General features: G+C 72.3%; 10 protein-coding genes. 5 read left to right on the top strand and 5 right to left on the bottom strand.

The genetic code is table 11. The features are described from left to right. The coding region (locus GB864_RS06895; protein WP_160423612.1) for a GNAT family N-acetyltransferase at positions 1-498 on the bottom strand (498 nt) is incomplete at its 3' end. 114 nt (positions 499-612) lie between these two features. Between GB864_RS06895 and smc the strand changes: the two genes are divergently transcribed. Then, positions 613-4125, top strand: a complete 3513-nt coding sequence (smc, locus tag GB864_RS06900) for a chromosome segregation protein SMC (protein WP_160423613.1) — start codon at positions 613-615, stop codon at positions 4123-4125. A gap of 111 nt (positions 4126-4236) precedes the next feature. Here the strand turns inward: smc and GB864_RS06905 are convergent, their stop codons facing one another. After that, positions 4237-4869, bottom strand: coding sequence for a hypothetical protein (locus GB864_RS06905; RefSeq protein WP_160423614.1), 633 nt, complete (start codon positions 4867-4869; stop codon positions 4237-4239). 82 nt (positions 4870-4951) lie between these two features. Here GB864_RS06905 and ftsY point away from each other — a divergent pair, with 82 nt between their 5' ends. The 3 genes from ftsY to ffh are packed head-to-tail and all read left to right on the top strand — an operon-like array spanning position 4952 to position 7950. Beyond that, complete coding sequence (gene ftsY / locus GB864_RS06910) at positions 4952-5827, top strand: signal recognition particle-docking protein FtsY (protein WP_160423615.1); 876 nt, start codon at positions 4952-4954, stop codon at positions 5825-5827. Between the two features lie 16 nt (positions 5828-5843). Continuing rightward, positions 5844-6332 carry a DUF2004 domain-containing protein gene (locus GB864_RS06915; RefSeq protein WP_160423616.1) on the top strand — a complete coding sequence of 163 codons (489 nt, stop codon included), beginning with the start codon at positions 5844-5846 and terminating at the stop codon, positions 6330-6332. A gap of 31 nt (positions 6333-6363) precedes the next feature. Further along, positions 6364-7950: a signal recognition particle protein gene (ffh, locus tag GB864_RS06920; RefSeq protein WP_160423617.1), complete on the top strand. Its 1587-nt coding sequence runs from the start codon at positions 6364-6366 to the stop codon at positions 7948-7950. Between the two features lie 67 nt (positions 7951-8017). Here the strand turns inward: ffh and GB864_RS06925 are convergent, their stop codons facing one another. Both GB864_RS06925 and GB864_RS06930 read right to left on the bottom strand, forming a co-directional pair. Beyond that, complete coding sequence (locus GB864_RS06925; RefSeq protein ID WP_160423618.1) at positions 8018-9424, bottom strand: hypothetical protein; 1407 nt, start codon at positions 9422-9424, stop codon at positions 8018-8020. Between the two features lie 115 nt (positions 9425-9539). Continuing rightward, positions 9540-10394: a hypothetical protein gene (locus GB864_RS06930; protein WP_160423619.1), complete on the bottom strand. Its 855-nt coding sequence runs from the start codon at positions 10392-10394 to the stop codon at positions 9540-9542. A gap of 306 nt (positions 10395-10700) precedes the next feature. On the opposite strand from GB864_RS06930, the gene GB864_RS06935 reads away from it, so the two are divergent. Then, the gene (locus GB864_RS06935; protein WP_160423620.1) at positions 10701-12134 is read left to right on the top strand and encodes a GH1 family beta-glucosidase; all 1434 of its coding nucleotides are present in this window, start codon (positions 10701-10703) and stop codon (positions 12132-12134) included. Between the two features lie 85 nt (positions 12135-12219). Here GB864_RS06935 and GB864_RS06940 read toward each other — a convergent pair whose 3' ends face one another. Continuing rightward, positions 12220-12627 carry a hypothetical protein gene (locus GB864_RS06940; RefSeq protein WP_160423621.1) on the bottom strand — a complete coding sequence of 136 codons (408 nt, stop codon included), beginning with the start codon at positions 12625-12627 and terminating at the stop codon, positions 12220-12222. Between the last annotated feature and the right edge of the window lie 45 nt (positions 12628-12672).

Consider the following 12672-nt stretch of genomic DNA (forward strand, 5'->3'; position numbering starts at 1 on the left):
GTAGCCGTGCGCGAGGGCGAACGCCGCGGCCGGCTCGTCGGCGGGCAGGCTCGCCGCGCCGTCGGGCGGGCGGAGGGCCGGCCCCGGGCGGTCGGCGTCGGCGGCGGAGTGCTCGCTGTAGCCGACGACGACGCTGCGGCCCGCGTCATCCGCGAACGCCTCGACGTGCGCGAGGAGCGCGCTGCCGACACCGGAACGCCGGTGCTCCGGCGCCACGCCGGCCTGCGCGTCGGTCGAGCGCGCCGCCGGATCCGGGTCGTACCAGGATGCCGCGTACCCGACGAGCCGCTCGCCCTCGTAGGCGCCGACGAGGTCGTGACGTCGGTACTCGTCGTCGCGCAGCCACGCGAGCCACTCGGCGGCGCTGCCCGCCTGGGAGTCGTCGCCCCAGACGGCGACGCTCAGCCGCTCGGCGAGCGCGACGTAGTCCAGGAACGGTGCCGCCGCCTCGTCGGAGAGGCGGTCGGGCAAGGGGATGGGCCGCAGGTCGGCGCGCATGGCGTCAGGCTAGTCGTCCTGCCGAGAGGCGGGTAGCGGCGCGTGCGAACGGACCCGGGCGACGCGTCGACTACGCTGCACGGAGCGTTCGCGCACGTGAGGAGCAGGTGGCCCGTGTACTTGAAGAGCCTGACGTTGAAGGGGTTCAAGTCGTTCGCGCAGCCGACGACGTTCGCCTTCGAGACCGGCGTGACGTGCATCGTCGGCCCGAACGGCTCCGGCAAGTCCAACGTCGTCGACGCCCTCGCCTGGGTCATGGGCGAGCAGGGCGCCAAGAGCCTCCGCGGCGGCAAGATGGAGGACGTCATCTTCGCCGGTACCGCGACGCGCGGGCCGCTCGGCCGCGCTGAGGTGGCCCTCACCATCGACAACTCCGACGGCGCCCTGCCGATCGAGTACACCGAGGTGACGATCAGCCGCACGCTCTTCCGCAACGGCGCGAGCGAGTACGCCATCAACGGCCAGTCGTGCCGGCTGCTCGACGTGCAGGAGCTCCTCAGCGACTCCGGCCTCGGCCGCGAGATGCACGTCATCGTCGGGCAGGGCCAGCTCGACGCGGTGCTCCGCGCGACCCCCGAGGACCGCCGCGGCTTCATCGAGGAGGCGGCGGGCATCCTGAAGCACCGGCGGCGCAAGGAGAAGACGCTCCGCAAGCTCGACGCGATGCAGGCCAACCTCACGCGCCTGTCCGACCTCGCCGGCGAGATCCGGCGCCAGCTCAAGCCGCTCGGCCGCCAGGCCGAGGTCGCGCGCGAAGCGGCGTCCATCGCCGCGATCGTCCGCGACGCGAAGGCGCGCCTCCTCGCCGACGAGGTGGGGGAGCTGCGCCGCGTGCTCGACGAGGCGGGCCGCACCGAGCACGAGCGCCATGCCGAGCGGCTCGTGCTGCAGGAACGGCAGGGCGACCTGCAGCACCGCATCGCCGCGATCGAGGCGAGCCTCGTCGGCGACGAGGTCGACACCGCGCGTTCGATCGCCTTCGCACTCGAGCAGGCGCAGGAGAAGCTGCGCAGCCTCGCCGGTCTCGCCGAGCAGCGCATCGCTTTGCTCGGGGCCGAACGCGAGCCCGAAGCGGTGCAGGGCGTCACCCGCGGTGCGATCGACGAGGCCAAGGCCGAGCTCGCCGGGCTCCGCGAGGCGATCGGCACGGCCGAGCAGGGGCTCGCGGATGCCCGTGCGGCCGTGCAGACCGCCCGCGACGGCCTCGACGTCGTCGACCAGGACATCGCCGCGCAGTCCGCCGCGGTGGCCCGCTACGACCAGGAGCGGCAGCGTCTCGCCGGCCGCCACGACAGCGCCGCCTCGAAACTCGCCGCCGTGCGGGGCGAGGTGCTGCGCCACGAGCAGGCCGTCGAGGCCGCCGCCCGCCGCGCCGACGCCGCCCGCATCGCGCTCGAGGAGGCCGAGTCGGCCGAGCTCGACGCCGAGCCGGACCTCGACCTCGACGAGGCGTACGAACTGGCCCAGGCGGCCGTCTTCGAGGCCGAGGGCGAGATCGAACGGCTCCGCGAGACGTTGCACGCCGATGAGCGCGAGCGCGACGCCCTGGCCGCGAAGACGAGCGCCCTCGGTCGCGCCCTCGACGTGCAGGGCGGATCGGCCGAGCTCGTCGCGGCGGGCCTGCCGGGCATCCGCGGCTTCGTCGCCGACGCCGTCTCGGTGCAGCCCGGGTTCGAGGCCGCGATCGCCGCGGCGCTCGGCACGCTCGCCGACGCCGTGCTCGTCGACTCCCATGACGCGGCGGTGGCCGCGCTCGCCGCAGCCGCGGACCGCGAACTCGGCCGGGTCGAGGTCGTCGTCGCCGGTTCGACGGCGCCCGACGCCGGCCCGGTGCCGGCCGGCGCCGTCGCCGCGGCCTCGGTCGTGCGCGCGCCCGCGGGCATCCTCGGCATCCTCCAGCACATCGCGGTCGTCGACGATCTCGACGCGGCCCGCGCACTGCTGCCCGAGCTCGCCGGCGGCACGCTCACGATCGTCACGAAGTCGGGCGAGGTCGTCGCCGAATGGATGCTCCGCGGCGGCAGCGGCGAGGGCGCCGGACGCATCGAACTGCTCGCCGAGCTGGATGCCGCACGGGCCCGCCACACGGAACTCGTCGGCCTCATCGAGCGCTCGCGCGACGAGCTCGGAGAGCACCGCGCCGCGCACGACCGCGCCAAGCAGGCCTCCCAGGCCGCGCTGTCGGCGCTGCGCGAGTTCGACGCCCACCTCGCCGAGCGCGCCGAGCGGCTGAACCGCGCCCGCGCCCAGCACGAGGCGGCCACGGCCGAGGGCGAGCGCCTCGCCGCGGCCGCAGCCCAGGCTGCGGAGCGCGTCGCCGACGCCGAGACGGTCGCGCAGGCCGCCAAGGCCGAACTGGAGACCCACGCGGCCGTGCCGCGCCCCGTCCTCGACGCCTCGGCGCGCGAGGGCGCGCTGGCCGTCGTCGAGCGCGCCCGCGAGAGCGAGGTTGAGTCCCGGCTCGCCGTCGAGACGGCCCGCGAGCGCGTGCGCAGCGAGGCATCCCGCATCGACGGCCTGGAGCGGCGCTACGAGGCCGAGCAGCGCGCCGCCGAGGAAGCCGCGCGACGGGCCGTCGTGCGCCGTCGTCAGCTCGACGCCGCGACCCGCGTCGCCCGGGCGCTGCCGCCGTTCCTCGAGTCCGCCTCCCGATCGGCCGCGGAGGCGCGCGCCGCGCTCGCCCGCGCCGAGCACGAGCGCGCCGGACGCAACGAGGAGCTCGTCGGACTCCGCCGCGACGAGGCGGGGGTGCGCGAGCGGTTGCAGGCCGTCACCGAGGACGTGCACGGACTCGAGCTGCGCATCTACGAGAAGAAGCTGCACGTCTCGAGCCTGCTCGAGCGCGCGCAGAGCGAGCTCGGCCTCGGCGAGGAGGTGCTGCTCGGCGAGTACGGGCCCGACCACCCCGTGCCGCTCGACGACGCGGAGCCCGACGAGGACGGCACGACCCCGACCAAGCCGTTCGTGCGGGCCGAGCAGGAGGTCAGGCACCGGGCGGCCGAGCGCAAGCTCGCCCAGCTCGGCCGGGTCAACCCGCTCGCGCTCGAGGAGTTCGCCGCGCTCGAGCAGCGCCACCTCTTCCTCACCGAGCAGTTGAGCGACCTCTCGAAGACCCGTGCCGACCTGATCACGATCATCGAAGAGCTCGACGGCACGATGCAGACGATCTTCGCGAGCGCGTTCGAGGACACGAAGGCGGCGTTCGACGAGGTCTTCCCGATCCTCTTCCCGGGCGGCGCGGGCTCCCTGACGCTCACGAATCCCGACGACCTGCTGACGACGGGCATCGACGTCGCCGTGCGCCCCGCCGGCAAGAAGATCGAACGGCTCTCGCTGCTCTCCGGCGGCGAGCGCTCGCTCGCGGCCGTGGCGCTGCTCATGGCGATCTTCACGGCCCGCCCCAGCCCGTTCTACATCATGGACGAGGTCGAGGCGGCGCTCGACGACGCCAACCTCGGCCGCCTGCTGACGACGTTCGAGCGGCTCCGCGCCGACTCGCAGCTCATCGTCATCACGCACCAGAAGCGCACGATGGAGATCGCCGACGCGCTCTACGGCGTCTCGATGCGCCAGGACGGCGTGTCGGCCGTCGTCGGCCAGCGCGTGCGGGAGGCGCAGCCCGCGTAACGCGGGAGTGCGCCCGGACGCGCGCGGCGCGGTCGGCCGGGCATCCGCTACCGTCGGGGTCGTGGATGCCTCCGCGCGATCGGGCTGCCGGCGGCTCCGTCGCCCGTTCGGTCAGTCGCCCCAGAGTCGGCGCTGCACCGGATCGCGTCGCGAGTGCGCCGCGTTGACCCGGAAGGTGCCGCCGAAGAGCCCGCAACCCGCGACGAGCAGCACGAGGCCGTACGCCCCGCTGAGCAGCCGCCCGGCCGCGGACTGCTCCGGCATGAATCCGGCGATCGAGAGGAGCATGATCGCGCCGAGCAGCGTGATCGAGGCGAGAGCGATGCGCCAGAACAGGAACGGCTCGAACACGAAGTACCGCGCGAGGCCGGCGTCGCCGAGGCCGCCGCGGTGCTCGGGACCGTAGGTCGAGCGATAGCGGGAAGCGAGGGCGCGCGCGAGCCGCCGGCCGCTGCGGTGGAGCCCGAGCAGGAGCCATCCCGTCACGACGGCACCGCCGAGGCCGACGAGCCCGAACGGCACGCCGAGCAGAGCGCCGCCCGTCGCCACGAGGTCGAGCGCTCCGCCGAGCACGAGCAGCGCGATGCCGAAGCCGAGGGTCGCCCCGATCCCCACGAACAGCCGCGACGCGCGTCCGTAATCGCGCCGCAGCGCCCGGGTCTGCTGGGGCAGGTTGCCGGGTCCGTCGGGGTAGTCGACGTCGACGAGCGGGCGCGATTCGGGCAGCAGGAACCGGAAGGTCACGTGGGAGAACCTATCCGGTCGACCGCCGCCGTCCGCGGCCGCACTGCACGGGCATCCGGGGCCGAGCGCCTAGGCTGGAGGCATGGCGGAACGTGCATCCTGGTCGCTCGGCAGCGCGCTGCGCGGCATCTTCGGCGCGAAGACGATCGACGATGACACGTGGGACGACCTGGAGTCCGCGCTCATCCGCGCCGACTTCGGTCCCGACGTCACGGAAGACATCGTCGAGCAGCTGCGCGCACAGGTCGAGCGGTACCGCACGACCGATCCGCGCGACCTCAACCGCATGCTGCGCGAGCTCATCGAGGAGCGCCTCTCGAAGTTCGACACGACGCTGAAGCTCACCGAACGGCCCGCCGTCGTGCTCGTCGTCGGCGTCAACGGCGTCGGCAAGACGACCACCATCGGCAAGTTCGCGAAGTTCCTCGGCAACTACGGCCGCAGCGTCCTCGTCGGCGCCGCCGACACCTTCCGCGCGGCCGCCGTCGACCAGCTCGCCACGTGGGCCGAGCGTGCCGGCGCGGCGATCGAGCGGCCCGAGCGCGAGGGCCAGGACCCGGCCTCCGTCGCCTTCCAGACCGTCGATCGCGCCAAGCGCGAGGGCATCGAGATCGTCATCATCGACACCGCCGGGCGGCTGCAGACCAAGGGCGGCCTCATGGACGAGCTCGGCAAGATCAAGCGCGTCGTCGAGAAGCAGGCGCCGATCAGCGAGGTGCTGCTCGTCCTCGACGCGACGACGGGCCAGAACGGGCTCGCCCAGGCGGAGGCGTTCATCCAGCACGCGGGCGTCACTGGCCTCGTGCTGACGAAACTCGACGGCTCGGCCAAGGGCGGCTTCGTCCTGGCCGTGCAGGAGAAGACGGGCCTGCCCATCAAGCTCGTCGGACAGGGCGAGGGCATCGGCGACCTCACGGGCTTCACGCCCCACGTGTTCGCCGAGAAGCTCGTCGGCTGAGAGCAGGGAGCAGAGCATGACCCTCGAACACGACTACTTCGGACTCATCGGCGACTATTGGTCGGAGCGGCGCCAGTTCGCCGACCAGGACGTCGAGGTCGTCCTCGACGCCGACGCCGACTTCGTCTCCACCGACGCCCTCGACCGGGCGGCCGGCTTCATCTCCGACCTCGAGGACCTCGACGGCGAGATCCGCGAGGCCTTCGTCGGCCAGCTCGCGAGCAGTTCGTCGACCGTCGTCGCGTTCCTGAACGCGTTGTTCGACGGCGACGAGGAGACGCTCGAGATCGCCGAGGAGTCCATCACCCGCGACTCGGGCGACCAGCAGATCGACGCGCTGCGTTCCCTGAGCCTCGTGCGCGTCGACCTCCGTCCGGACGCCGACGGGGGCGGCGAATCGTTCGCGGAGTTCGAGTACGCCCTCGCTCCGGAGGACCTCGACGACCGCCTCGTCATCGTCCTCGACATCACACGGGAAGTGGTCGACGTCCGACACGAGAGCTGAGGCCGCCGAGCCACGTAGAATGGTCGGCACTATGGCAACTTTCGGCACGCTCTCGGACCGTCTCGCAGAGACCTTCAAGAATCTCCGCACGAAGGGCAAGCTCTCGGCGGCCGACGTCGACGGCACCGTCCGCGAGATCCGTCGCGCCCTGCTCGACGCCGACGTCGCGCTCGAGGTCGTCAAGGAGTTCACGGGCAAGGTGCGCGAGCGCGCCCTCTCCGACGAGGTCAACCGTGCGCTGAACCCCGCGCAGCAGGTCGTGCAGATCGTCAACGAGGAGCTCGTCGCGATCCTGGGCGGCCAGCAGCGCCGCCTGCAGTTCGCGAAGAACCCGCCGACGGTCATCATGCTCGCGGGCCTCCAGGGCGCCGGCAAGACCACGCTCGCGGGCAAGCTCGCGAAGCACCTCGCGAAGGAGGGGCACACGCCGCTCCTCGTCGCCGCTGACCTCCAGCGCCCGAACGCCGTCAACCAGCTCCAGGTCGTCGGCACGCAGGCCGGCGTCGACGTGTTCGCGCCGGAGCCCGGCAACGGCGTCGGCGACCCCGTGAAGGTCGCGAAGGACGCCGTCAAGCACGCCGAGCGCACCCAGCACGACACCGTCATCATCGACACCGCCGGCCGCCTCGGCGTCGACGCCGAGCTCATGAAGCAGGCCGGCAACATCCGCAAGGCGACGAACCCCGACGAGGTGCTCTTCGTCATCGACGCCATGATCGGCCAGGACGCCGTCGCGACGGCCAAGGCCTTCCAGGACGGCGTCGACTTCACCGGCGTCGTGCTCTCCAAGCTCGACGGCGACGCGCGCGGCGGCGCCGCGCTCTCGGTCGCCTCCGTCACGGGCCGGCCGATCATCTTCGCGTCCACGGGCGAGGGCCTCGACGACTTCGAGGCCTTCCACCCCGACCGCATGGCGAGCCGCATCCTCGACCTCGGCGACATCCTCACCCTCATCGAGCAGGCGCAGACCGCCTTCGACGAGGAGGAGGCGCTCAAGGTCGCCGAGAAGCTCGCGAGCGAGAGCTTCACGCTCGAGGACTTCCTCGGGCAGATGCAGCAGCTCAAGGGCGCCGGCTCGATCAAGAAGATGCTCGGGATGCTGCCGGGCGCCGGTGCGATGCGCCAGCAGCTCGACCAGTTCGACGAGAAGGAGCTCACCCGCACCGAGGCGATCATCCAGTCGATGACGCCCGCCGAACGGCGCAACCACAAGCTCCTCAACGGCTCGCGGCGCCTGCGCATCGCCAGGGGCTCCGGCATGACCGTCACCGACGTGAACCAGCTCATCGCGCGCTTCGAGCAGGCCGCGAAGATGATGAAGACCGTCGCGCGCGGCGGCATGCCCCAGATCCCCGGCATGGGCCCGATCCCCGGCGCGATCGGCGGCGGCAAGCGCGCCGCGGCGAAGTCGAAGGGCAAGAAGGGCGGGTCCCGCTCGGGCAACCCGGCCAAGCGCGCCGCGGAGAACCAGGCCATCGCCGACGGCAAGCCGCTGCCCGGCGCGGCGGCCGCCTCCGGCGGTGCGGGCTTCGGCCTCGGTGGCGGTGCCGGTGCCGGTGCGGCTCCCGCGCCGTCGGCCGAGGACCTCGCAAAGTTCCAGAAGCTGCTCGGGCGCTGATCCCCGGCTCACAGGAACGGCCCCGGCTCGCGAACGCGAGCCGGGGCCGTTCCTGTTCCGCTCGACGTCAGTCGATGGATCGGAACTCGGCGCCGGGGCGTTCCACGAGCGATCCCGGGGTAATGCGGAGATCGAGGGGCACGACCGCGGAGCGGGAGGCGGTCGGCTGCGCCTGCTTCACCCAGGTGCCGCAGCCGAAGGTCTCGAAGCCGACGTCGCTCCCCAGAACCGGCCAGGTGACGACCTGGCCGGGCGTCGCGGTGTTGTTCGCGATGATGCTCGTCGCGTCGACGCCACGGAAGTCGCGGAGCGCGGAAACGTAGCATCCGGGGCTGTTCGCCGGCACCGTGGCGGTGTACGTGGCGGCGGCGACATCGATGCCGACGCGGTACTGGCCGTCGACGGGGGATGCGACCGGTGCCTTCGTGTCGTCCGGGAGCGCCTGCGTCCACGTGCCGCACGCCGGATACTCGGCGAACGCTGCCGCGTCGTTCCCGATCTGCGTGTACGAAGGGCGTCCGGCGCCGTAGCCGTACCCGTAGCCGATCTCCTCGCCGGCCTTGTTCTGGGTGATCCAGACGCAGTCGGCGGTGGCGTTCGTGGACTTGTACAGACCGGTCTTCACCTGCGTCGGGACGCTGTAGACCCAGACGCTCGCACCGGTGGGGCCGGCGGGGATGGTGTTGCGGACCGGAGCGGGGCGGCGGATGCCGAGGGTGTCGGTGCCGTCGCCGTTCCAGTCGCCGACGAGGACGGTGTCGGTGGCGCGGCCGTAGGCGAAGGTGAGGTTCGCGGCTCCGCCGGTGGTGCCGTTGGTGAGGTAGTAGGTGCTTTCGCGTCGCACGCCGAGGGTGTCTTTGGCGTCGCCGTTCCAGTCGCCGACGAGGACGACGTCGGCGGCTTTGCCGTAGGCGAAGGTGATGTCGGCGATGCCGCCGCGCGTGGCGTTGGTGAGGTAGTAGGTGCTTTCGCGTCGCACGCCGAGGGTGTCTTTGGCGTCGCCGTTCCAGTCGCCGATCATGACGACGTCGTTCGGTTTGCCGTAGGAGAAGGCGAGGTCGGCGGTGCCGCCGGCGGTGCCGTTGGTGAGGAAGAACTCGTTGGCGCGGCGGACGCCGAGGGTGTCTTTGCCGTCGCCGTTCCAGTCGCCGATGAGGACGACGTCGGTCGGTTTGCCGTAGGAGAACGTGATGTCGGCGTTGCCGCCGGTGGTGCTGTTGGTGAGGTAGTAGGTGTTGCCGCGGCGCACGCCGAGGGTGTCGGTGCCGTCGCCGTTCCAGTCGCCGATGAGGACGACGTCGTCGGCTTTGCCGTAGCCGAAGGCGAGGTCGGCGGTGCCGCCGGTGGTGCCGTTGGTGAGGTAGTACATGTTGCCGGGCGGCGTGGTTGCGGCGCCGGCGGGGGCGGCGGCGATGGCGGCGAGGGCGGCTGCGGCGAACGCGGCGACCGTCACGAGCACGGGACGACGTCTCATGCGGGGTGGCTCCTTCTTCGGATGGGCCGTGCTCGGGACGACACGGTCCCGGCGATGCTATGTCCTCGCTCTCCCGGCATCGGACGCCTGTGGAGAATCCCAGCGGCTCCCGCGCTCAGGGCACGAACTGCCAGCTGCAGTACTCCGAGAACACGATGCCGCGCGTCGCGATGCCGTTGTAGGAGGCGCGGACGACGACCGGCTTCGCCGGGTCGCTGAAGGTGGACCACTCGGCGAGCACGCTCCGGTCATCGTCGAATTCCTGGCCGCGGAAGTCGCGCACCGCCTGGACACGGCAGTACTGTCCCCCCTGCAGACGGAACGTGCCCGCCTCGACCTCGTGCCCGACTCGGAAGGAGCCGTTCCCTCCCTCGGTTTGCAGCGGGGCGCGATCGGTTGCCAGCACCTCCGACCAACCGCCGCACTTCGGCCAGGTGCCATCCGGTCGGCGGTAGGAGATCAGCTCGATCTCGTCGAACTCCGCGCTGATCTCGAGATAGGCGGGTTCGCCCGGATCGCTGCCGTAGCCGAGGGTCGCCTTCATCACCTGTCCGTCCAGTCGGTCGACGAGCGACCAGGCGCAGTCGCTCCAACGGAAGTCCATGCTCTTGTAGAGGCCGCGCTTGATCGGCACCGGCACGGTGTGGCGGACCCGTTCCGTTCCGACGGGCATTGCCGGGATCTTGGCGCGTGGAGGCTCGAAGCGGCGGATGCCGAGGGTGTCGGTGCCGTCGCCGTTCCAGTCGCCGATGAGGACGACGTCGTCGGCTTTGCCGTAGCCGAAGGCGAGGTCGGCGGTGCCGCCGGTGGTGCCGTTGGTGAGGTAGTACATGTTGCCGGGCGGCGTGGTTGCGGCGCCGGCGGGGGCGGCGGCGATGGCGGCGAGGGCGGCTGCGGCGAGGGCGGCTGCGGCGAGGACGGCTGCGGCGAACGCGGCTGCGGCGGCACGGGGAGAGGAACGTCGGAGCATTCGGGGCGTCCTTCATCGAAACGTCGGCCCGCCCCGGGGACGGCGGGTCGACGAGACTCTAGTGCAGTCGTGCACGCCGGGGCATCGGCCCATCGGCCGCGCAGCCGTCCGCAGAGCCGACCCCGCGGGCATCCGAGGTGCCGCCGCCCCGCCCGCTCGCGCGGCCCGACGAGGTTGCCGTTGCTGACCGGCCGGTCAGCGGAGCCGGGAACCCCGTCGATAGACTCGGGGGCGTCCGCGCGCCAGGGTCGACCCGCATCGGCCGGCCGGCGGATCCCATCACCTCGATCACGTCTGGGAGCCCTCATGACCACCGGCAACGCCGACTACCGCGACTCGGGGCTGGCCTTCCCCGACGGATTCCTCTTCGGCTCGGCGACCGCGTCGTACCAGATCGAGGGCGCCGCGCAGGAGGACGGCCGCGGTCCCTCCATCTGGGACACCTTCAGCCGCACTCCCGGCAAGGTGTGGAACGGCGACACGGGCGACGTCGCCTGCGACCACTACCACCGCTGGGAGTCCGACCTCGACCTGATGGCCGAGCTGGGCCTCGAGGCCTACCGGTTCTCGATCGCATGGCCGCGCATCCAGCCGACCGGTCGCGGTCCTGCGAACGAGGCGGGCCTCGCGTTCTACGAGCGGCTCGTCGACGGGCTCATCGCCCGCGGCATCACGCCCATCGCGACGCTCTACCACTGGGACCTCCCGCAGGCGCTGGAGGACGAGGGCGGTTGGACGAACCGCGAGACGGCGTACGCGTTCGCGGACTACGCCCGCATCGTCGGCGAGCGCCTCGGCGAGAAGATCGCAGTCTGGACGACCCTCAACGAGCCGTGGTGCTCGGCCTACCTCGGCTACGGCTCCGGCGCCCACGCGCCCGGCCTCATGGACGGCGGGAAGGCCCTCGCCGCGGTGCACCACCTGAACCTCGCCCACGGCCTCGCCGTCGCGGCGCTGCGCGAGGTCGTCCCGGGCGACCCGCAGTTCTCGATCACCCTGAACCTCCACGTCATCCGGCCCGTCGGCGAGAGCGGCCCGGAGGCCGCCCGCCGCATCGACGGCCTTGCCAACCGCGTGTTCCTCGGACCGCTGCTCGACGGCGAGTACCCGGCCGACGTCATCGCCGACACCGCCGCCGAGACCGACTGGTCCTTCGTGCACGACGGCGACCTCGAACTCATCCGGCAGCCGCTGCACGTGCTCGGCGTCAACTACTACTCGACCGTCACGGTGCGGATGTGGGACGGCGTCAGCGAGCGCGCGAACAACGACGGCCACAAGGACATGGGCGGAACGCCCTGGCCGGGCTCCCGCGACGTCGAGTTCCTCGTGCAGCCCGGGCCGTACACCGAGATGGGCTGGAACATCGACCCGTCCGGGCTCGAGGACCTGCTCGTCTCGCTCCACGAGACGTACCCCGCACTGCCGCTCATGGTCACCGAGAACGGCGCCGCGTTCGCCGACGAGGAGGTCGTCGAGGACGGCGAGCGGCGCGTCCACGACGCCGAGCGCCTCGACTACCTGCGCCGGCACTTCACGGCGGCGCACCGCGCCATGGCGCGCGGGGTCGACCTGCGCGGGTACCAGGTCTGGTCGCTCATGGACAACTTCGAGTGGGGCTACGGCTACTCGAAGCGCTTCGGCATCGTGCGCGTCGACTACGACACGCTCGAGCGCACGACGAAGGACTCGGCCCGCTGGTACGCGGAGCTCATCCGGCAGCGCGCGATCCCGGCCTGAGCCGCATCCGGAGCACGACGCGGCCCGGCCCCCGATCAGCGGGTGCCGGGCCTCGTCGTCGGCACGTGCGGCTGCGCCCGCGAGCTCAGGCGCCGACGGTCGGCGCGGCCGCGACGGTGACGAACCAGTTGGGCAGCATCGGCAGGACGCCGCCCGTGACGAGGGCGATCGCCGCGTAGGCGCCGACGGCCATCGCGGCGATGCCGAGGATGCGTCCGACGAGCGCCGCGGTGCGACCCGAGGGATGGGTGCTCGGCCGCCCCAGCATCCCGAGCGCGAACCCGACGGCGCCGAAGCCGACGACCCAGAGCGCGGGGAACACGGTGATCCAGCCGACGAGCACGAAGGCGAGGGACGCCCCGCCGACGAACGGCGCAGTCCACGCGAACAGCCCCACCGCGAACGCGTCGTCGAGTGCGCCGCCTCCCCACACGGGCGGCTGGCCGCTCGGCACGTCGTCTCGGTCGGGGGCGTCGTCGGGGCGCTCGGACATGGGTTCCTTCCACAGGGAGGCGGGCTCGCTCCGACGCTAGCGGGT

Origin of the sequence: Agromyces seonyuensis (assembly GCF_009789225.1) — a bacterium.
In the GTDB taxonomy this organism is placed as follows: domain Bacteria; phylum Actinomycetota; class Actinomycetes; order Actinomycetales; family Microbacteriaceae; genus Agromyces; species Agromyces seonyuensis.

Excerpts from the sequence above, each read along its gene's own strand:
- ffh (WP_160423617.1), top strand. The coding sequence starts at position 6,364 with ATGGCAACTTTCGGCACGCTCTCGGACCGTCTCGCAGAGACCTTCAAG.
- GB864_RS06925 (WP_160423618.1), bottom strand. The coding sequence starts at position 9,424 with ATGAGACGTCGTCCCGTGCTCGTGACGGTCGCCGCGTTCGCCGCAGCC.
- ftsY (WP_160423615.1), top strand. The coding sequence starts at position 4,952 with ATGGCGGAACGTGCATCCTGGTCGCTCGGCAGCGCGCTGCGCGGCATC.
- GB864_RS06915 (WP_160423616.1), top strand. The coding sequence starts at position 5,844 with ATGACCCTCGAACACGACTACTTCGGACTCATCGGCGACTATTGGTCG.
- GB864_RS06930 (WP_160423619.1), bottom strand. The coding sequence starts at position 10,394 with ATGCTCCGACGTTCCTCTCCCCGTGCCGCCGCAGCCGCGTTCGCCGCA.
- GB864_RS06940 (WP_160423621.1), bottom strand. The coding sequence starts at position 12,627 with ATGTCCGAGCGCCCCGACGACGCCCCCGACCGAGACGACGTGCCGAGC.
- GB864_RS06935 (WP_160423620.1), top strand. The coding sequence starts at position 10,701 with ATGACCACCGGCAACGCCGACTACCGCGACTCGGGGCTGGCCTTCCCC.